The sequence below is a fragment of the Granulicella sp. L60 genome (assembly GCF_009765825.1).
In the GTDB taxonomy this organism is placed as follows: domain Bacteria; phylum Acidobacteriota; class Terriglobia; order Terriglobales; family Acidobacteriaceae; genus Edaphobacter.
This window is the reverse complement of sequence record NZ_LMUR01000015.1, coordinates 72,569-92,998: the sequence shown is the minus strand read 5'-3', so window position 1 is coordinate 92,998 and position 20,430 is coordinate 72,569. Positions and strand designations below refer to the sequence as shown.

Annotated in this window: 13 protein-coding genes; 5 read left to right on the top strand and 8 right to left on the bottom strand. The window is 55.5% G+C overall.

All coding sequences use genetic code 11. From position 1 onward, the window contains the following. Positions 1-147: 147 nt before the first annotated feature. The 8 genes from GSQ82_RS07540 to GSQ82_RS07510 all read right to left on the bottom strand — a co-directional run bounded on the left by GSQ82_RS07540 (position 148) and on the right by GSQ82_RS07510 (position 12,628). A complete protein-coding gene (locus GSQ82_RS07540) occupies positions 148-495 on the bottom strand; it encodes a hypothetical protein (RefSeq protein WP_158791689.1) in 348 nt (115 codons plus the stop codon). Between the two features lie 21 nt (positions 496-516). After that, positions 517-693: a hypothetical protein gene (locus tag GSQ82_RS24705; RefSeq protein ID WP_216847039.1), complete on the bottom strand. Its 177-nt coding sequence runs from the start codon at positions 691-693 to the stop codon at positions 517-519. A 432-nt stretch (positions 694-1,125) separates the two neighbouring features. Further along, positions 1,126-2,277, bottom strand: a complete 1,152-nt coding sequence (locus GSQ82_RS07535) for an efflux RND transporter periplasmic adaptor subunit (protein ID WP_158791688.1) — start codon at positions 2,275-2,277, stop codon at positions 1,126-1,128. 164 nt (positions 2,278-2,441) lie between these two features. Then, a complete protein-coding gene (locus GSQ82_RS07530) occupies positions 2,442-3,785 on the bottom strand; it encodes a TolC family protein (RefSeq protein ID WP_158791687.1) in 1,344 nt (447 codons plus the stop codon). Positions 3,786-3,790: 5 nt separating this feature from the next. Next, complete coding sequence (locus tag GSQ82_RS07525) at positions 3,791-4,204, bottom strand: FixH family protein (RefSeq protein WP_158791686.1); 414 nt, start codon at positions 4,202-4,204, stop codon at positions 3,791-3,793. 11 nt (positions 4,205-4,215) lie between these two features. Continuing rightward, complete coding sequence (locus GSQ82_RS07520) at positions 4,216-7,380, bottom strand: efflux RND transporter permease subunit (RefSeq protein ID WP_158791685.1); 3,165 nt, start codon at positions 7,378-7,380, stop codon at positions 4,216-4,218. 857 nt (positions 7,381-8,237) lie between these two features. After that, positions 8,238-11,801 (bottom strand): carboxypeptidase-like regulatory domain-containing protein, encoded by a 3,564-nt coding sequence (locus GSQ82_RS07515; RefSeq protein ID WP_158791684.1) that lies wholly within the window; start codon positions 11,799-11,801, stop codon positions 8,238-8,240. A gap of 341 nt (positions 11,802-12,142) precedes the next feature. Further along, positions 12,143-12,628: a hypothetical protein gene (locus GSQ82_RS07510; protein WP_158791683.1), complete on the bottom strand. Its 486-nt coding sequence runs from the start codon at positions 12,626-12,628 to the stop codon at positions 12,143-12,145. Positions 12,629-13,072: 444 nt separating this feature from the next. Here GSQ82_RS07510 and GSQ82_RS07505 point away from each other — a divergent pair, with 444 nt between their 5' ends. The 5 genes from GSQ82_RS07505 (at position 13,073) to katG (ending at position 20,294) form a co-directional block, all read left to right on the top strand. Next, the gene (locus GSQ82_RS07505) at positions 13,073-14,203 is read left to right on the top strand and encodes an HlyD family secretion protein (protein WP_158791682.1); all 1,131 of its coding nucleotides are present in this window, start codon (positions 13,073-13,075) and stop codon (positions 14,201-14,203) included. A gap of 9 nt (positions 14,204-14,212) precedes the next feature. Next, the gene (locus GSQ82_RS07500; RefSeq protein ID WP_158791681.1) at positions 14,213-15,829 is read left to right on the top strand and encodes an MFS transporter; all 1,617 of its coding nucleotides are present in this window, start codon (positions 14,213-14,215) and stop codon (positions 15,827-15,829) included. Positions 15,830-15,833: 4 nt separating this feature from the next. Continuing rightward, positions 15,834-17,261, top strand: a complete 1,428-nt coding sequence (locus GSQ82_RS07495; protein ID WP_158791680.1) for a TolC family protein — start codon at positions 15,834-15,836, stop codon at positions 17,259-17,261. Between the two features lie 178 nt (positions 17,262-17,439). Next, positions 17,440-17,886 carry a Fur family transcriptional regulator gene (locus GSQ82_RS07490; RefSeq protein WP_158791679.1) on the top strand — a complete coding sequence of 149 codons (447 nt, stop codon included), beginning with the start codon at positions 17,440-17,442 and terminating at the stop codon, positions 17,884-17,886. A 173-nt stretch (positions 17,887-18,059) separates the two neighbouring features. Continuing rightward, positions 18,060-20,294 (top strand): catalase/peroxidase HPI, encoded by a 2,235-nt coding sequence (gene katG / locus GSQ82_RS07485; RefSeq protein ID WP_158791678.1) that lies wholly within the window; start codon positions 18,060-18,062, stop codon positions 20,292-20,294. The last annotated feature ends 136 nt before the right edge of the window (positions 20,295-20,430 follow it).

Genomic DNA, 20,430 nt, shown 5'->3' with positions numbered 1-20,430 from the left:
AGCGCGATGATAGGAGGGTAATCGATTGTCTTGATGGGGGAGCCTTCAACTAGGAATCTGCTTCCAGTCGAAGTGCTTTCTTTTTCGCTAATAAAGGTTTAAACCAGGTCTTACATTCAATGCAATTGATGCAGTTGTGAAGCTGATCTATTTTCTTAGTGGATGATGCAAGTAAATCATTAGCAGTGGCAGTGGTAAAAACGGGACTTCGACAAACGCTCTCTTAATATCGCCGACCCGTAATTGCAGTACCGCTACGATCAGAATGAGGGTTGCTCCAAGCAGATTGCCAGCTACAAACGTGGAGGGGAAAAGAATCAGTACACCGGACGTCAATATGAGCCAGGCAATGGCTAGTTGTCCCGGCCGACTAAGTTTTAGCTTTTCCGCCAACGCCTTTTCATCTGGGGAGGAACGCAACATTCCCACGCCGTGCCTAAAAGCGAGAATCAATGTCAAAGTAATCAATGCGGCGCTTAGAGCTTTGATTGCCATGAGAAGTCTTTCTTCGTTATGCTAGAGGTTCGTCTCTGCCAGCATTGCGTTGACGGGACCACTTGCCGCCTTGACCATCATGTCGGGCGCTATCCGCGAACCTACCCGCAAGACCTTGCTTAGGCCCGGAAGGATTTCTGGCTGATCTTTTTGTAATCCTTTGATTGCTACCGTAACCATCTTCTTAAGACCCATCATGGGGCACCCTTGAGGTCTGCGGCCGTAAACGCGCCTTGCAATGGAGTGTCGGTTGCCGGCGGTGCTAACTCGAAAGGAGTGATTGGATCAAGTAGTTTTGACGCGCACTTAGCGGCGATCACACCTAGGCCAATCACATATACCGACCGAGTAGGCCTTAGCTGACTTCAGGTTCCGCGGTTTGCTCGACACAATTTGCAAGACGATTGAATTCTTGCATAAGCGCAGCGTATCAACCCTAACCGTCGTCCGCTTTCGCTCAGCAGGCTTAGGTTCGAGGTCAGCGTTCGATTCTTCTGCCTCCGTACCAAGGGCAAGAGCGTCAGTCTCAATAGACTGACGCTGCCCGAGGCAGAGAAAATTTCTCTGGCTGCGGATTCGATGAATTGTCTGGTCGTATCCCGTTGCTCTCGTCCATGGGCTTATCACCCTCTACAGTTCGGGATGCTGACGTATCGCTTCGGCTTTAAGGATGAAGCTGCCTTCCTTGACTACTTCGTCATTGAGCTTCAGCCCGTCCAGAACGGGATAAAAACCGTTTGACGCAGGACCCAGTTTGACTTGCCGGAAGGCAAAACTACCTTCGCTATCAGTGACTGGAAGGAAGACATAACGTTTCTCGCCGATCGCCTGCACCGCCGATTCGGGAACCGTAAGACCTTTGCCGCCCGCGGACATGAACGTGACATCCATATACATAGCAAGCCGCAAGCTCTCATCGGGATTCGCAACCTCAATGCGAGCCTGCGCCGTGCGAGTGCTGGGATCTACCTGAGGCTGGATGTAGACAACACAACCCTTCCAGACTCGGCCTGGATAGGCCGGGGCGGTTACTTCAGCGGTTGTTCCGACACGAATCGTCGAGAAATCCTTCTCGTTGATACTTGCCATCACCCATACCGTTGACAGGTCCGCCACCGTAAACAGCTCCTGCGCTATGTTCGTAACCAGCCCCAGGTTCGCAGTGCGTGTGAGCACAATACCATTGATGGGTGCCGGCACGGAGAAGTTTGCGTCAATCTGTTCGGCTTCTTTCAAAGCGCTTATCTGACGATCGCTCGCACCCAGCAGATGCAGCTTCTCCAGCGCAGCCCGCACATGAGCTTCGTGTGCAAGGTGATCTGCTGTCACTTCCTCCTCTTCCTGCTGGCTGGCGGCTCCCAGCTTGACGAGGTTCTGGGTGCGTAGCAGCTTTTTGTGATCTGCCTCCAGCGCAGCCATCATCGCAAGATACTCTGTCTCGGCTTCCGCGAGGTCGCTGCTGAAGATCACCGCCATCGCCTGGTCGCGCCGCACATGATCGCCAAGCACTACAGGAACCTGTTTGATGACTCCGCTAACCAGCGGCGTGACATGCACTTCTTTGTACTCATCCACGTTGACGACCCCAGGAACACGAAGTGTGCTGATAGTTTCCTGTATGTCTACATGGACGGTTTGAATCTGCGCGTTCTTCAGATCGTCCGGTCCAAGATCTACCTGTACTCCAGCGTTGGTTGCGTTTGAGTCCGTGGCATCGTTGTTGGCGGGAGATGGCTTAGACGACATGGATGACATCGATGCCACATCGGACATGCTGGACATAGGCGCTTCCTGCTTTGCCTTTCGTTTGGAAGTGTGTTGTGTGCTGAACCAAATCCCGACTCCGATAGCGAGGATTGCAATTGCGCCGAGGCCAGTCCATATCATGCGGCGACGCGGGGTGGAGGTCGCTTCCGTCTTATCTATATTCTGCATCGCTTCACCTTTCAGGGCAGGTTGGTTCCGACTGCTTGTTCGAGAGCAATACGAGCCGTATACGCATCGAGCAATATGTCCGTATATCCGGTTTCGATATCGATGTAACGACGCTGTTCGGCGATGACATCGAGTAGGGTAGTGCGACCATAGCTATAGGTCTGGCGGACGACGTCTAGGTTGTGGTTTGCCTGATCACGTACACCGGCTCGATAGAGCGCGACCCGCGCCTGTGCGCCGCTGAACCGGACCAGATTTTGTGCAACCTCATGGCGAAGCGTCAGGTTGACCGCTGCGACCTGGCTTCGTGTTGCCTGGATAGCTGCAGTGTCCGCAACGATAGCACCTTGATTACGATTGAAGAGTGGCAGATCGATGTTGAGCCCGAAGATAGCGTAGTTGAACGTCTGACGTATCGGAGCAAGATTCCCCGCTGCATCGAATCCTTGCTGCGAAAATCCGACATCCGGGCGTTGATAGCCACCGAATACGCTGGCGTCCGGCCTTGCCGTTGCCTTATCTAAACGAAGTTCTGCGTTAGCCAAAGCCTCGTTCGCTCGCTGAAATGCCAAGTCGGGCCGATGCTCCACCGCCAGTTGTAGAAGCTGCTTCTGGTCATAGGCGAGGGGTGCGAGTTCTAGCGCTCCTCTCAGCCGGATGAATTCCTCCGGGTCTATGCCTACAGCTTCCTTGAGAGCAAGCAGCGCAACCTCTGCTTTCGCCTGATAGTCGATGCGCATGGCTTCGATGCGGTTGACTTCGACACGCGTTTCGTTCGCATCAAGTGGAGGCGTGGCTCCTTCACGTACGCGATCTTCCATGAGCTTCAGGAAGTCCCAGTTCACCTGAAGAAGCTGCTCGGTAAACATCAGATTGCGTATGGAAGCGAGTGCTTCTCCAAAACGAGTGCGCACTTCTCCTGCGAGTAAGCGTTCCTGATCGGCCACGCTCTGCTGCGTCGCCCCCTCCTTACTCTGGGCCACTTCAGTGCGGCGGGCACGGCGTCCGTATAGTTCCAACGGCAACATGCCACCGGCGTTAAAGCTGTTATCTCCGCCATTCACTTCCTTAAGTCCACCAAGCGTAAGCGAGGGGTTTTTACGCAAGTTTGCCTGTGTAATGTCACCTTCGGTCATCGCAATCTGTTGACGTTGCGCCAGTTCCATAGGATTGGAAGCCAGAGCTCGGGTTACAAGTTCTGCCTCGGTAACTCCTTGCTTGATGTCAATAAAATCACTCGCGGAATGAGACGTGATGTCTGGAGGCGGAACGCTCTGCGCAGAGAGTAATACAGAACCTGCCAACACCACCGTCATCAATAACCACGGTCGATAAGCAAATAGCATCCGTTTCATGTTCCCTACCTAACGTTATTGTTAAAGGTTGCGTGGCCCTGTCCGTATGGCCCACTCCAGGAGAGGGTGAAGTGCCAGGCTCCGCTCATCGCGAAGTTCGAGGTCACCTTATAAACCCCCGTTTGGCCGACCGGCGTAATCTCGGCGTCGCCCGACATCGGACTCATGCCGGGCATCGACATGTTCGAGCCAAGCTGCATATCACCGACATCAACAGGCTGTCCCTGGTCATCCTTGAACTGGATGACGAATTCATTCTGCCCCTGCATCAGCTCACCGCTCTTGTTCAGGAACACGATGGTGAGCTTCCCGACGGTCCGGGTCGCGGCTGGCTTCAGAGATGAAAGGTTAACTTTGTTACCGTTGCACCCAGATAGAGCAACGATGAACGTCAATAAGATCGCATAGAAGGTCTTCACAAAAGTTCTCCTTAGAGTGAGGTTGGAAATGCCGGACTGGCTTGTGCTGGTTGCATCTCTTCAGTCTGAAGTTGGCCACGACGCAGTTCGCGCTCCCGCAGCGACAAGAAGATGACCGGAGTGACGATCAGTACATGGACGAGAGAGCTAACCATGCCGCCAAGAACAGGCGTTGCCAGAGGACGGACCACCTCAGAGCCGACGCGCGTACTCCAGAAGATCGGGAGCAAGCCCGCAACGATGGTCGACACCGTCATGAACTTCGGACGAAGGCGAAGAAGCGCTCCTTCCATGACTGCATCGCGCAAATGAGCGATGGTCAGCATGCCGTGCTTGAGTTTTGCTCTCCCCACGGCCTCTTCGAGGTAGATCACCATGACAACCGTTGTCTGCACCGCTGTACCGAAGAGTGCGATAAACCCGACCCAGACTGCGACCGAGAAGTTATAGTGCAACAGCCAGAGCAGGTAGAGTCCTCCACTGAGAGCAAACGGCACGGCAAGCAAAACGTGCGCCGCTTCGAGGAAAGAGCGGTAGGTCAGATAAAGAAGGATGTAGATGATGCCAATAGCGATCGGCACTACAAGCTGCAATGTCTTCTTTGCCCGGACTTCATTCTCAAACTGCCCGCTCCAGCTGTAGTAGTAACCAGTGGGCATCTTCACTTTTGCGCGGATGGCTTTCTCCGCATCCGCGATGACGCTGCCGGCGTCCCGGCCGCGCGTATTCATTAGAACTGAAACTTCCAGCAGGCCATTTTCGCTATTGATCTGGGCTGGTCCGGCTACCTGATGGATATCTGCAACTTGTCCCAGTGGAATCTGTGCCCCATTTGCCCCTGTCACGAAAACGTTGGCAATATCTGCAGGATTGTCCCGGAACTCGGGTGCATAGCGAACGCGCACTGGGAAGCGCTGCCGCCCTTGAATAGTTGTGGTTAGATTGTTTTCACCGATGGCCGTCTCGATGACGTTCTGAATCTCGCCAACATCAATGCCGTAGCGGGCCGCTGCCTCGCGATTCGATTTAATGTCGAGATAGAGGCCACCCGTGACCTGCTCCGGGTAGATATCACTCGCGCCCTTCACCGTGCGTACGGCGTCAGCAATCTCACGGGCCTTTGCTTCAAGTTCTGTCAGATCTGCCCCGAATACCTTGATACCAATCTCCGACCGGATACCGGTCGTCAGCATGTCGATGCGGTTGATGATCGGCTGAGTCCAGACGTTGGCCACACCGGGTAAAGAGACGGCGCGATCCATCTCGCTCTTGAGCTTCGGAAGCGTCATGCCGGGTCGCCACTGTTCGTGTGGCTTGAGATGCACGATGGTCTCCGTCATGTTCAGCCCAGCTGGATCGGTTGAGGTGTCAGCCCGTGCTATTTTGGCTGCGACATAGGCGACTTCGGGAAAACTCTCCAGCACTTTGTCCTGCCGCTTCGCGTAGTCAATGTTTTGCGAAAGCGAGATGCTCGCGTCTGCGATAGGCATAAACATAATGTCGCCTTCATTGAGTGGTGGCATGAATTCGCTGCCTATGCCGGAAGCCAGAACTATGGCACCGCTGAGGAAGACAACAGCTATGCCAAGTGTGATGGCGCGGTGATCCAAAGCCCAGGACAGGGCTGGCCGATAGAGATGCTGCAAAAACCGCATGACAGGGTTCTGGTCTTCCGAATGAAACTTGCCGCGGAGCAGGAGTATGCAAAGAATAGGCACCAGCGTCAGCGCAATCGCTGTCGCGCTCACCATGGCAAAAGTCTTTGCGAATGCAAGTGGATGAAAGAGCTTTCCTTCCTGTCCGGTAAGCGCGAACACCGGGACAAACGCAAGGATGATAATCGCCATTGAGAAGAACGTCGGACGGCCAACCAGCTTTGTGGCCTTCATGACGGTTGCAAAGACAAGCTTCCTATCGTTCGTATCTACGCCTTCCAGGTGCCGGAATGCATTTTCAGTCACAACGATGCCTGCATCGACCAATACTCCAATTGCGATGGCTATGCCCGCAAGCGACATTACATTCGAGGTCACATGCGCGTAGTGCATCAGCAGGAAGGAGCAGAGCACGGCAAGCGGCAACGGTACGGTGACAACCAGAATGCTGCGGAAGTGCATCAGGAAAATGACGTGCGCGAGCGTGACTAGAATGACCTCTTCGATCAACGAGTGACGGAGTGTATCGACGGTGGCCTCGATCAACTGCGATCGGTCATAGAACGGAACGATATGCACGCCCGGCGGCAACCCGGGTTCGATCTCCTTGATCTTTTGTTTTACGCGGTCGATGACATCTTCGGTGTTCTCGCCCGTTCGCGCCACGATCACTCCGCCGACCGCCTCGGAGCTGTTCTTAACAAGGGCGGCGGTGCGGAATGCGTCGCCGATTTTGACATCGCCCAGATCCTTCACGAATACGGGAGTGCCATTGTGAGAGCCGACAACAATGTTGCGGATGTCGTCGAGATTTTCGATCAGTCCAAGTCCGCGCACGATCGACCAGGAACCGTTTTCGGAGATGACATTGCCGCCCACGTTCGAGTTGCTCGCCATCACAGCACGCATCACCAAACTGAGTGGAATCCCGTAAGTGCGTAGCCGGTTGGGATCCACATCAATCTGATACTGCTGCACCGTACCGCCGATGCTTGCTACTTCGGCGACGCCTGGGACAGAGTTAAGTTGGTAGCGCACATACCAGTCTTGCAGCGAGCGCAGGTCCCGTAGATTCTTCCCTCCGCCCTCCACCGTGTACCAGAAGACATGTCCCACACCCGTCGCATCCGGTCCAAGCGTTGGAACGACGCCCGTGGGAAGCTGCTTCGTGACAAGATTGAGACGCTCCAGCACGCGCGTGCGCGCGAAGTAAAGATCGACATCATCGTTGAAGATAACGAAGATCATCGAGAAGCCGAATGCCGACGAGGAGCGCACTACCTTAACTCCCGGCAGTCCTTGCAGATTGACGGTGAGCGGATATGTAATCTGGTCTTCCACCTCCTGCGGGCTGCGTCCCTGCCAATCGGTGAATACGATCACCTGGTTATCGCTCAGATCTGGAATAGCATCGATGGGTGCGCGAAGCATCGCCCACAGGCCCCAGCCCGCGATTCCGATCCAGAGCATGACAACGATAAACTTATTTTTTAGAGAAAATTCGATAAGGCGATCAATCATGGCAAGCCTCTCCCTCAGCGCTTTGGTGGAACCTGCAGTTTGGCCATGGACAGGAAGATTAGGCTCGTCGCCCATTTATTCCCGAAGTCGGGAGTGCCGCAGTAAGCAAACGCTAACCGCGAAAAGCGCAACTCTCGTCTCTTCCACACAGGTCCAAGCTGGAAACATGAAGACACACGTATGCGTCTTCATAAGGAAACGAGAGCTAAATCAGATTCTTAGGATTTCAACAGAAGGGATTGGTGGGTCATGCGGCAGCTTTCTCAGTAGATCGGGGAGGGCAGCATGCAAAACTGACACGTCAAGAGAAAGACCCGATCCGGGAATTGCTACCTGAGAGAACAGAGGAGGAGTGAAGTGCGACAGATCGCTCGTGTTCACGTCATCATGACGTTGCACGTTCTTCTGGCAGCACGGATGCTTGGCCGCCATGCTCATATTGCACTGACCTGCCATCTGTTGGCAGCACGCCCTCTCTGTGTCAGTCATCCGCGCGTTCGGAACCAAACAGTCCGCCCCCGACACTCCAAGGAACAACAGGAGTACGGTTACAGCAACGATTTGGAAAAACGGCTTCATGGGGTAATGATATACGCTCTCGGTGGCCAAGGTGACTTACCACAAGCGTAAGCAGTTATATATATCCGTCGCACGCATCGGCACTTTGCGCATGACACAATGAGCGATCTTTGAGGGCAGGCGCGTTGTTGAGATTATCTTCCGCAAAGAATTGAGAGTGTATCGGCGGTTCGTTACGTTCGCAATTGCGCAAAAATAACGCGAAAGCCCGATTAACAGGGTTGGAGCCCGACCGTCTATCGCACCCTCTCTGGCAATTGCATTGACATTCCTATTGCTTAGAACGTTAGCTTCAACGCAAGTTGCACGAGGCGAGGGTTATTGACCGTAGAGTTCACAGCTCCGAAACCCGCCTCGTTTATGTCACTCACCGGCATGCCATATTGCGGATGATTGAAGAGGTTGAAGAACTCAGCGCGGAAGTTCAGACCCATGTCTTTGCGCGGCAGAGCGAACTGCTTGATGACCGAGAAATCGCTGTTGACGAAGTCCGGGCCAACGACCGGGACACGTGCAGCGTTGCCCAACTCTCCAACGGGCGCAGCCACAAAGCAGGATGAGTTGATCCATTGGTGAGCGGCGTGGCTCGCAGCGTAGACGTTGCAGCCAGGGACCTGGTTTGGACGGTTCCAGTTATTACTATTACCGCCATTATCGAAGTAAACGCCAGATTGATTATTGCTGTCGATCAAGGGTACTGGGAACCCAGACAAAATCCTCTCGATGAGAGTGACTTGGAAACCGCCAAGAAGACTATTGGTTACGGGATTCCAATCGCTGCCGAACTGCTTTCCGCGGCCGAAAGGCAGATCGTAGATGACACTGCCTGTAAAGCTGTTATTGAGATTGATCTGAGACAAGGACCAATCCAGATTCTGCCAGTTCGGAAGAGGAAAGAAGGGTGCGCTCAACACAGAACCTAGGCCGTCGCTTAGCCCGTTGTCATAAGTGCGGGAGTAGGTATAGGCGACCAAGGCATAGAGACCGTGCGCCGGTGACTTGGTCTCCGCCTTGATCTGAAGCGAGTTATAACTGGTCTTGCCTACATCGCCTATCAACAAAATAGCATTGCCCGTTTTGTAGGGCGGTATGTAAGGTGCTCCACCGGGAAGGCAACCGAGCGTGTAGCCGGGCACCGTGCCGCACGCGGACGGACTCGACGTGTTGAGGTCGTTGCCGAGCATCAGGATGTGACTCCCTTGGGAGCCGGCATAGCCTGCGGTCAGCACGAGGTTGCCGAACAACTGGCGTTCGACGTTCACGTTGTACTGCTGGACACGGCCGAGTTTGAGATTCGTGGGCTCGTAGGTGAACGAACCCTGATAGTTAGCGACGGTGGGCGGCGTCGGAAGGAGTTGAAATCCGTCGGAGAGACTATATCCAGTGGGCGCATTGCTTCCGCCTGCCGCAGAGGCGCAGAAGGAGGTTGCAAAAGCGCAGCCGGCGCCAGTGAACCTGTCGGATTCACCCAGGAAGGGCGGGTTCTGCCATAGGCCTTGTGCACCCTGGCTCCAAGCGGAGTCGTGGTAGAGCGAGTAGCCAGCGCGTAGTACAGTTTTCTCGCTGCCAAAGACTTTCCAGGCGCCGCCGACACGGGGTTCGAGCGCCGTCCAATCCATGTTGATGCCTGCCGACGAGCTCACGCCATTCTGATTGGCGATGAGCAGTTGGCCAGTGGAAGCAATGTAGTCGGCCATGCGTCCATGCACTTCCGAGATCGGAGTGGTCATATCCCAGGCAAGGCTGAGATTAAGTGTGAGTGAGGGTACGACTCTCCAATCGTCCGCGACGAACGGGCGATAAATCTTCCAGCGGCGTCCTGTGACGGCGCCATCGTAGGTCTGATCGTGAATGCCTCCACCCGTCAGACCAAGCAGCAGATCGGCCTCCGGATTGCCAAGGGCGCCAGCACCCGCGGTAAAGTTACCACCATTGCCGATAAGCCAGAAACCGTCCGCGAAGGCCTCAGAGCCTACGTTCATCTGGTTGGCGCGGAAGTCGAGACCCATTCTCAAGTCATGTTTGTGAAGGATGAGGTCGAACGAATCTTTGAAAGAGAAGATGTTCGTCCCACCCTGGAACGGAGAGTAGCCGCGATCGCCAAGGGCCCAGTAACCTCCGTTTGTTATCTCCGTTGAGACCAGCCCGCAGCTATAGGCGCCAGCAGCGCAGGTGGGCGTCGCGCCGCCACCGCATCCAAGGTTTGCTCCGGGAATTCCGCCTGGCACAATTGTTGCCGAGGCGCAGGTACCCGTGCCTTGGGACAAGATGTAGTCGAAGATGCGGTTATAACCAAAACTGGCTTGGTTAAGCATCGTGGACGAGAACACATGGGTTTCGCTGAGGGCGATGTTCCGAGCATGGTTGGCGATCCGCTGATTGCTGCCGAAGGCGCTGGCTTCAGCAAATCCCGGACCGCCGCCCGGCACATACGAGGTCGCCTGATCGTAGCTGAAACGAGCGAAGGCGTTGTCTTTGCTGGAAAAGGTCTGGTCCAGACGCGCATCGAACTTGGTTTCGTTTAGGCTGCGCACAGGTGAGTTGACATAGTTGTAGTTTCCACCGGGGTTGTTGGCGTTCGGCGCCGGGTACAGGTTGATCATGGCCTGTCCAATGTTGTTGAACAGATTAGATGGAATTTTGTTACAGGGGGTGCCGTGTGTCTGGCTTCCATCGGCGTTTGCAGGTGTGGGATTCCCCGCGCTACTACACTGGAACGGACCAAGTGTATTTGGATTGATAATTGCGAGTCCAGAGATCGGATTGCCAAAAGGGTCGGCGGAGAAATCGCCTGAGCGCATAGCCAGCGAAGGCACCAAGCCCGTAAAGGTTATGCCCTGGCGTTGATATTTCTGTTCGGCATCGACGAAGAAAAAAGTCTTGTCCTTGTGAATGGGGCCACCGATTGCGCCGCCGAATTGATTCAGATTGAACTTAGTGGAAGTGGTTGAAAAGTAGTTAATGGCGTTGAGGTCAGTATTGCGCACAAATTCAAAGAGTGACCCGTGAAAGCCGTTGGTGCCGGACTTTGTGGTGACCAGCACGGTTGGGCCCGCTCGGGTGCCGTACTCGGCTGAGTAGGTGTAGGTCAGAACCTTGAACTCCTGGATGTCGTCGATCGAGGAGAAGATGCCGATACCACCTGAGGTGAGTTCGTTATTGTCGACGCCATCTAGTAGCCAGTCCGCGCTGTTGGGGCGCGAGCCGCCCACCGATAGAGAGAAAGAACCACGTGCTGCCACTTCACTATCAGCGCCGGAGGTGAAGAAGCTGTTGGGGTTCGTCTCTGCCGTAGCGCCGGCGGTCAGCGTGGCGAGTTGAACGAAATCGCGGCCATTCAAGGGTAGCTGCGATACCTGCTGCGAGGTAATGACCTGGCCAAGAGAGGAATTGCCGGTCTCGACAGCGAGGGCGTCGCCGCTGACGACCACAGTGGTGCTTACCGTAGCGGGGAAGAGCGAAAAATCGAGTTCACGAGCTTCCTGCACCTCGAGCACCAAGTCTTTTGAGGCAGCGCTTTGGAAGCCGCCCGCGTCGACGCGTACGGTATAGGTTCCAACGGGGAGCAGGGGGATCAGATAGTGTCCCGCACTATCCGTCTTACTTGCACGTGTGAGGCCGGTAGTCTGAGAGACCACGGTGACGTCAGCCCCAGGGACACTCGATCCGGATTTGTCGAGGACATTCCCGGAGAAACTTCCAGCGGCCTGACCATACAACGGTGAAGAACTCACTAGCCCGATGAAGCAGAGGATAACGAGAAGAAATGCTTTGTGCAGATTTGTACCGGTAGTGGCTTCTGCCGATGGGGAACGCCCCACCAAAAACTTCATCTGCTTCATGGTCTAACCCCATAGATGCTCGTTGAGGTGGATTAACTGCGATGTAGTGAGGGTTTGACTGTACGAAGTTGCCAACGGAAAGTCAACGTGTTTTCTGCGTTGAATCATGGATGCGTCGGAGCGACTGCATTGAGGATGCGCATCAAGCTCTAAGCTCTATCTATCTTTCTCTGTGCTTTCTGAAGTTGCAGAGCGCGTTGTGATAAGTCGGCCTGTGTTCGACCCCGAATGTCCGATTCACATGCCGCTGGGGGGACGACGATTCTCTCAATAAGGATGCGTCTTAGCTGGCGCACCCTTTTCATGAGAGAGCCCAGGACAATCATATGGCTATCGATTCCTCACGCAGATACGTTAACCGCAGAGCCAGACCCCTGACCGGTACTCAAGAGGAAGCTGCTCAGATCTTGTAGAGCGCCATTAGTGTCTCCAGATTTCAGAGCGGCGCCCAATTGCTGGAGCAGCTTGGATAGTGGATTGGAGGCCTGAGCATCGGAGGTACTATTCGTTGAAGAGTTTGACGGTTGAGACGTGGTCGAAGGCGCGTCGGTCTTGAGATCAGCCTCCAATTTGGTCAGAGCGGTTTTGGCAGCATTCACATCGCCCGAACCTAAAGACTTGAGAAGCGTCGCCAGATCGTTTGCGAGCGGATCGGTGGACGACGAGTCGTCCGAGCTCGAAGATGCAGCTGTGAGACTCTGAGTTGACGAGGTCTGGGTGGTAGAGTTGGCCGCAGTGGTCGAAGCCGCGTTGTTGTTGATCGAAGCAAGTTCGTTGAAGAGTGAGTTTTGAGAGGCATCTTGCGCGAGCACTGCAGACAGATTCATTTCATTACCTTTCGGATTGCGGTCCGCGGACTGTCCGCAGAGGCTTATCAGATATGTCGGCAGAGCTATTCGAAATTTCACCAGAAATTGAACGCTGGAGTAGTCCCTTCCCGGATTGGCACTAGACAACTTGCTGACCTAATCGTCGGTGACACATTCCCGAGCGGAGCGCTAACTCGACTCTAGCGGCTAGTCTTCGCAGTTGCCTGCTCTCAGATATCAGCATGTAGGGAACCGACTAAAGAAATCCTGGATCACATCGAAAATACCAGCGTAAGTGTCGCGCGAGAGGCACTTGGCTATTTGGCGATTTTACTCAACCTCTGCCAGTCCTGGCACACAGCAAGTGGACAGCTTCCAATAGACCTGTATGCTGTCCCTACAATGAAAATTCTGGGTATGGGGTCTGGCCATGGATACCACCCGATGGAGATCTTCTGAGTCATGACGAAACGTGCGGTCATTGTCCCAATCGTTGTCCTCGGTATCGCTGTGGGACTTTTTTTCATCATTCGAGACCATTGGACCAGTAACGAGTCCGGAGCGGGAGTCCAGAAGACCGATGATGCCTATGTGCGGGCAGATCAAACGCCTCTGAGCACACGCGTCAGCGGTACGGTGCGACGGGTTACAGTAGGTGATTACCAGTCCGTTAAGGCAGGCCAACTACTGGTGGAACTCGATGATGCGGACTATCAGGCGATGCTCAAAGAGGCGGAGGCTTCACTCGAAGGTGCGAAAGCCGAATACGCCGGAAATCAGGATGCAAAGCGAGCCGCAGATGCGAGCATAACCGCCGCCGAGTCAGGCATCGATCAGGCACAGGCTGCAGTAGCTGCGGCACGCGCAGGGATCGACGCGACACAGGCTACTGTTACCCAGTCCGAATCCGAATTCGCACGCCAGCAGGCACTGTTGAGCAATAGGGCTGCCACAAAACAGCAGTTTGAGACGGCAGAAGCTGCAAAGCTGAGCGTCGTGGCCGGTCTCCAGGCACATCAGGCAGATCTTGCGAAGGCTCAGGCCTCTGTAGCCGGCGCTCAGGCCGCGCTGGCTGGTGCGAAACAGCAACGATCAGTATTGAGCTCCAAGGACGCAGGGCTGCTTGCTCAGATTGATGCAAAAAAAGCCGCCATTGTCGTAGCCCAGGTCAACCTCGGCTACACCAAAATCTTCGCTCCCGCCGACGGTTCCGTCGGAGAGTTTCGCGTTCACCCGGGGCAGCTTGTTGGAGCCGGTGTTCAAGTGGTCAATCTGGTACAAAGCGGAATCTGGATTCAGGCGAACTACAGGGAGACTCAACTCGGGCGCGTGCGTCAAGGCGACAGCGCCGATGTGCGTATTGATGCTCTCCCATCCTCATCTTTCCACGGCCATGTTCTGGATATAGCACCGGCAAGCGGTTCGCAGTTTGCTCTGCTTCCGCCTGACAATGCAACGGGCAACTACACCAAAGTAGTGCAGCGCATTCCGGTCAAGATCGTTCTCGACCAAGCCTCTGAAATCGCGGCATTACGTCCGGGCTTCTCCGCGGAGGTTGCGATACGTCCATCAGGCAACCCCGCTGCGAGGTAAATCCCAACCATGCCAGAGGCGCCACAAGAGAACGCACACAAAAGAACCTATCATCCTGCATTCGGAATCGTGGGAGTATTGCTTGGCGCTGCACTCGCAACCTTTCTGGGCCGGTTGCTCAGCGTTGGCATCGCAGACCTGCGCGGCGCACTGCATCTTGATTTCGATGAGGCCTCCTGGGTAGGAACCTCTTACAACATGGGAATGATGTTCGTCGGACCATTCTCTGTCTATCTTGGCGGTCTGCTCGGTCCTCGTCGGGTGCTGCTGGCCTGTGCGGGAAGCTTTTCGATATTTTGTCTCGTCATGCCCTTCGCCACTCACTTCTCCATTCTCATCAGTCTCTTGGTATTGGGCGGCTTGACGGCAGGCACGTTCTATCCACTCAGCCTGTCTTTTATCCTTCGCAACATACCGCAACGCTACGCGCTCTATGGAATCTCCGTATATGCGGTGGACATCGTTGTCACAACGCATGTCGCCCATTCCTATGAGGGTTGGCTCCTCCACGCACTTTCATGGCGCTGGATCTTCTGGACAGACGCATTACTGGCTCCGCTGATGATGCTCTTCGTCTACCTCGGCATCCCGCCTCAACCCCTGCCGCAGCCGAAGCCTGGTCAACCGAGACCGTCCTGGCGCGGGTTTCTATATGCCAGTGCTGGAGCGGCAATGCTCTATGGCGCCCTCGATCAGGGACAGCGGCTGGACTGGTGGCGCTCCGGCACCTTTGTCGCACTGGTCGTCAGTGGTTCCTTTCTCGTCATTTGTTCAGCAGTTCGGCACTTCGCGCAGCCCAACCCACTCATCAACTTTCCCTTTCTCCGACGCCGCACTCCCATACTGCTGGCATTCGTTCTTATCTTCTTTCGATTTCTTCTGCTCTCCGCTGTAGTGGTCGTCCCAAGTTATCTGACAAGCGTTCAGGGCTATAGCAACGCCGAGGTCGGTCCGGTTTTGTTGTGGCTGGCCATTCCGCAGATTCTCGCCGGTCTGCTCGCGGTTTATCTGTTGGGTCGAATCGACAGTCGCATCATCCTCGGGTTCGGTTTCGGTCTGATGGGTCTGGGATGTCTGATGAATGCCAACCTCTCCTCCGATTGGTCAGGAACGAACTTCATGGCCAGCCAACTGGTCCTTGCGTTAGGAGAAGGCATTGCGTTCAACGGATTAGTTGGCTCGCTCGTCCTGGACATTCTGAACTCGGGAGCCATGAGCCGGGGCATCGATCTGCTGACGTTCTCTGGTTTCTTCCAGACGATTCGCCTCTTTGGGGGAGAAATTGGAGCGGCCTTCATGGGGCACTTCCTTCAAACCCGCGAGGCGTATCACTCGAATGTATTAGGACTCAACATCCAATCGGGTTCGCTCGCTACAAACGAACGCATCGCTGCTCTCACGGCTGGCATGCAGGCCCAGGCCGCCACTTCGGATGTTGCAATGGGCCGCGCATCGACCCTGCTTGCCTTGACCGTGCGAAAGCAGGCGTTCACCCTGGCGGTCACGGACTGTTTTCTCCTGCTCGGCTGCGCGTCCATCGCCTGCCTGATTGTGATCGCCTCCATGGAACCGGCAAAGACTCAATACAAACAAATGATGGCTGCCCTAAAGGCTCAGAGGACATAGTGCAATGAGGAAAGCATACGAACAGTTAAAAGTGGAGCACAGAATCTCCGGCGGTCCGTCACGCGGATGCCTGATCCTCGCTCTACTGGTCGCCTCTTTCTTCACCGTTCGTCATGCGGTCGCACAGGCAGAAAGCCCAGTATCGACGGACAACGCACGCCCCACCAGATTGCTTACCCTCTCCAGAGCGGTCGAGTTGGCTATGCAAAACAATCGCCGCCTCAAACTTGCCCATCTCTCCGTGGAAGACAACGAAGCAAAGCGAACCATCGCTCGGTCGAACTATTATCCCCATATCAAAAACGAGTCAACGGTACTGCACGTCACTGAACTTGAGGGCATCGACATTCCCGCTGGTGCCTTCGGAAACCCCACTGCAACCGGACTCATCCCCGGCAACTCCCTTCGGCTCGGCCAGGGATCGCTGAACACATACACAAGCGGTACAGGGCTGACCCAACCCCTCACCCAGATGTTTAAAATACGTGCAGGCGACAGGTTCGCGGCAGCAGATGTCCGAAGCGCGCAGATCGATGAAGCCGACGCGGAAAATTCGATCTCCCTGCTGGTCCACCAGATGTACTTCAATATCCTCACGGCGCAGGCACATTTGGAAGCCACGAAGCGGGCTGCGTCAGCTGCGTCAGTCAGCGAATCCGAAGATGCGCGGGCAGTAGCAGAAGGCAAATCTTTGGATGTCGCCGCCTTACAGGCCCACGCCGCATATCTCGACCAGCAACAGTCCGTGCTCACGCAGCAACTCGCGATCGACGATGCGACGCTCCAGTTCGACGATGTCCTCGGACTACCGCTCGGTACTCGCCTGATTCTCGACGGCGATTCTCTGGGAGCGGTACCAGTGCTCCCGTCTCGATCCGAAGCGATTGCAGCCGTAACAGCGACCAACCCCAAAGTACTCGCGGCCATGCAAACAGTAGAGAAGGCGAAAGCTGGAGTGGCCGCTGCGCGCGACGCATATATTCCGGACATCAGCGGAATGGCACGATATAGCTATCAGAGCGGAATTCCATTTCTCGTACACAACTTCGGCACATTCGGCGGCGTGTTCACCTACGACCTCTTCGACGGCGGCGCTCGAGAGGCGAAGCTCAAACAAGCCAAAATCGAACTTCAGATGGCAGAGACCCAATTGCAGCAGACCGAAGCCAATGTAGCCATCGAGATCTCGGCTGCCTATGACAAGACCGAACAGTTAAAGCAACTTATTGCGGTTGTGAACGAGGCCCTCAAAGCACGAATCGAAGCAGCTCGAGTTAGCGCTCTTCGTGTAGCACAAAACGCAGATCTCGCATCGAACACCGCAAAAGCCGACGCCGCCGTTTACGACACCAAGGCCTCCCTTTTGGAGACTCAACTTGGCCTATTCCTTGCGCAGAACAACATCCAACAGATGCTGGGACAACGTCCTTGATTTAAGTCAGTGACTTCCGGCTTCGAAAGGTACAAAGCTCCCATATGATGGATTAAGGCGTCTATGACACGAGTGTTCAGGCTAATTCCTTCATAAGTCACATTTGCTGCCCGATCTTTCTCCCCTTAAAACCTCTATCCCTTGACGAACGATAATAATTATCGTTTACTAGCTCTTGATGTATCTCTCTTCCAGTGTCGAGACCCGTTCCTTCCGTGAACTCTGTGCGGACCACGGCCTCACCGCGACCCACCAGCGCCAAGTTCTCTACGAGGTTATGCAGACGATGCCTGGCCACCCCAGTCCGGAAGAGGTCTACGCGCGAGTCAAGAAGCGTATACCCGCAATCTCCCTCGCGACGGTTTACAAAAACATTCATCTCTTCGTCGAGAGAGGCGTGCTAAAAGAAGTCAGCATGCACCACGGTTCTCTCCGAGTCGAGCTGAACAGCCACCTCCATCATCACATGGTCTGCTCGCATTGCAAGGCCATCACCGACATCGAAGAAAAGGATCTTGGTGTACTTCCGGCATTGCAACGGTTGCCAGGAGGCTTTCAGGTGGAGCGATACGCTATCGACGTCATCGGAATCTGTGCCGCGTGCCAGAAAACAAAACGTAGCTAAACCATCCACTCACTAACCATGCTGAACAAGTTGCAACATCCGCGAAGGCTAAAAGCAAACATTTAACGACCGGCGCCAGCCGTCCGTAGGTGACAGTCACAACTCGCTAACCGTTGGCCACGTGGCCCAATCGTGGGATAGGTTTCCCCGGCAATGAGAACGAAGGAGCAAAAATGTCGAACGAAATGAAATGTCCAGTGCCGCACGGCGGCGGAAACACCCCCTCCCCCACCGCGACCGAGACGGCCTCACCCATGCATGGTGCTGTCACGCTCAACTCACGCAAGATCACGCGCAACGAGCATTGGTGGCCCGACCGCCTCGACCTCGCCATCCTGCACCAGAACACCAAGCTGGCAGATCCAATGGGTCAGGACTTCGACTACGCGGCCGAGTTCAAAACACTCGATCTCGACGCCGTCATCAAGGACCTCCACGCCTTGATGAGCGACTCGCAGAGCTGGTGGCCTGCGGACTACGGCCACTATGGCCCATTCTTCATCCGCATGGCATGGCACAGCGCCGGCACCTACCGCACCCATGATGGCCGTGGCGGCGCAGGCATGGGCACACAGCGTTTTGCACCGCTCAACAGCTGGCCGGACAACGTTAGCCTCGACAAGGCCCGCCGCTTGCTATGGCCCATCAAGCAGAAGTACGGCAAGAAGATCTCATGGGCTGATCTCATGATCCTTACCGGCAACGTCGCGCTCGAATCGATGGGCTTCAAGACCTTCGGCTTCGGTGGCGGTCGCGCTGATGTCTGGGTTCCGCAGGAAGATATCTTCTGGGGCTCGGAGCACACGTGGCTCGGCAGCGACCGTTACCAGGGAGAGCGCAACCTAGACAACCCTCTCGCCGCCGTGCAGATGGGTCTCATCTACGTGAACCCGGAAGGCCCCGATGGCAAGCCCGACCCAGTCGGGTCCGCCCGTGACATCCGCGAGACCTTCGGCCGCATGGCCATGAACGACGAGGAGACCTTTGCGCTCATCGCCGGCGGCCACACCTTCGGCAAGGGGCACGGCGCATACGACCCCGGTCCCAACGTCGGTCCTGAACCCGAAGGCGCGCCCGTCGAACAGCAAGGCCTCGGCTGGAAGAACTCCAAAGGCAAAGGCCACTCCGAAGACACCATCTCTTCCGGCCTCGAAGGCGCCTGGACATCAAACCCGATCAAGTGGGACAGCGAATACCTCGACAACCTCTACAACTTCGATTGGGCGTTGAAGAAAGGTCCCGGCGGTGGGTGGCAGTGGTACGCCGTGAACGAGGAAGCCAACGTTCCCGACGCACACGTCAAGGACAAGAAGCATCTGCCCATGATGTTCACCTCGGACCTCGCACTTAAGTTCGATCCCGAGTACGAAAAGATCGGCAAACGCTTTCAGGCAAATCCTGCCCAGTTCGCCGACGCCTTCGCCCGCGCATGGTTCAAGCTCACGCACCGCGATATGGGCCCCATCGTCCGCTACCTCGGTCCGCTGGTTCCCAACGAGCGATTGATCTGGCAGGACCCCGTCCCCACTGTCGACCACGAACTCATCGGCGAAGCGGACATCGCAGCGTTGAAGACGAAGATCCTCGCCTCCGGCCTGTCTATCTCTCATCTCGTCTCGACGGCCTGGGCTGCGGCGTCTTCCTTCCGCGGCTCTGACAAGCGCGGCGGAGCCAACGGCGCACGCATCCGTCTCGAGCCGCAGAAGAACTGGGAAGTGAACAACCCCCTCGTGCTCGAGAAGGTTCTCAGTACCATCGAGGGCATCCAGAAGGACTTTGGTAAGAAGGTCTCCTTAGCTGACCTGATCGTCCTCGGCGGTTGCGCCGCAGTCGAAGCGGCAGCGAAGAAGGCCGGATACGACGTCACCGTCCCCTTTGCGCCTGGCCGCTCGGACGCTTCGCAGGAACAGACTGACGTTGAGTCCTTCGCCCCTCTGGAGCAGACGGCAGATGGCTTCCGCAACTACCTCCGTCTCGGGCACACCGAACGAGCGGAAGCGCTGCTGGTCGATCGTGCGCAGTTGCTGACTCTGACCGCTCCTGAGATGGCCGTGCTCGTTGGTGGTCTGCGCGTCCTCGGTGCCAACTTCCATGGCTCGAAGAACGGTGTCTTCACTACGCAGCCCGAGACGCTGACGAATGACTTCTTCGTCAACCTGCTCGACATGGCGACCGACTGGAAGCCATCTTCTACTTCGGAAGGCTTGTTTGAAGGGTTGGATCGTGGGACAGGTGAGATCAAGTGGACCGCCACTCGTGTGGACCTGATCTTTGGTTCCAACTCTCAGCTCCGAGCTATCGCAGAAGTCTACGCATCAACCGACTCGAAGGAGACGTTTGTGAAGGGCTTCGTAAGTGCATGGAACAAGGTGATGAACCTCGATCGCTTCGACGTGCGCAAGGCGTAGTTCGCTTGTTGTCACTCAACTCCGCAAACAAGAGGGCTACCGCAAGGTAGCCCTCTGCATATACTTCCCAAAACGGAAGTGATCTCTTTATCTTTGACACACCCCATCGCCGACAATCCAGAGACGAATAACGAAG